Annotated in this window: 1 protein-coding gene; it reads left to right on the top strand. The window is 35.8% G+C overall.

From position 1 onward, the window contains the following. Positions 1–63 precede the first annotated feature (63 nt). A partial coding sequence (locus tag ACYVRH_RS13155) for an HsdM family class I SAM-dependent methyltransferase (RefSeq protein WP_461257350.1) occupies positions 64–1,067 on the top strand: 1,004 nt, incomplete at its 3' end.

Genomic DNA, 1,067 nt, shown 5'->3' with positions numbered 1-1,067 from the left:
TATCAATATTTTACGGGAAAATATCAGGGGGCAGTGTTTACTCCTATAATTCTGGTAAATTTGATGCTGGATCAGGCTATGCCGCTGGAAAAAATCAAAGGGGACGAAAAAATATTTGATCCTACTTGCGGTTCGGGCATTTTTCTTGTTTCAGCATTCCGGCGTTTAATTTATGTAAATCAACAAAAAAACAAGGAATGGCTTACCCCGCAGGCACTTGTAGAACTGTTAAATAATTCCATCTTTGGAGTTGAATTACAGGAAGAAGCAGCCCATATCGCTTCTTTTAGCTTAGCGTTAGCTGTATGTGATGCCTTAAAACCGGATATAATTTGGTGGAAATTAAGATTTGGAAAGACAGTAGGACATAATATTTTTATCGGCGATTTTGGAGAAAGGGGAAAAGACGCGTTAAAGGCAAGCAAATCTGATACTGGTTTTGACATCATTTTAGGTAATCCGCCTTTTATTGAGGAATTGACATATGCAATTATTAAAGATTTAAGTGAAAGCAATAGAACTATATCGGACAACCAATTGGCGTATTATGTATTAATTGCCAGTGTTGAAAAATATCTTTCTGAATCCGGTAAAATATGTATGATTCAGCCTTATGGGTTTTTATATAACGCACGAACAACGGCAATGCGTTGTAATTTTATTAATAATTTCACAATTGATAAAATTCTTGATTTTATTTCAATAAATGGCCTTTTCCACGATGCAAATACTAAGGCGATTGCGGTACTGGCAAAAAAGAAAAAGCCATCTGTCGGGAATAAAATTGTTCATCTAACCTTCAGGCGAAAAGTCGCTATCAACGAGAAAATTTGTTTTGAATTGGATCATTATGATTATCATCCAGTATTACAGAAAGAAGCTACAGATAAAAAATATACATGGAAGGCGAATCTTTTGGGTGGCGGGCGTTTAGTAAAATTGGCAAAACGCCTGGCTGAACTGTCCACAATAGAAGAATATATAACAAAAAAGAAGTGGCTTGTACAGGAAGGATATACGGTAGGGGAACCAAAAAAGAAGAATAATACACCAGAAAAAAAACGACC

The sequence above is a fragment of the Treponema sp. R80B11-R83G3 genome (assembly GCF_054786115.1).
This window is presented reverse-complemented; position numbering and strand designations above follow the sequence as displayed.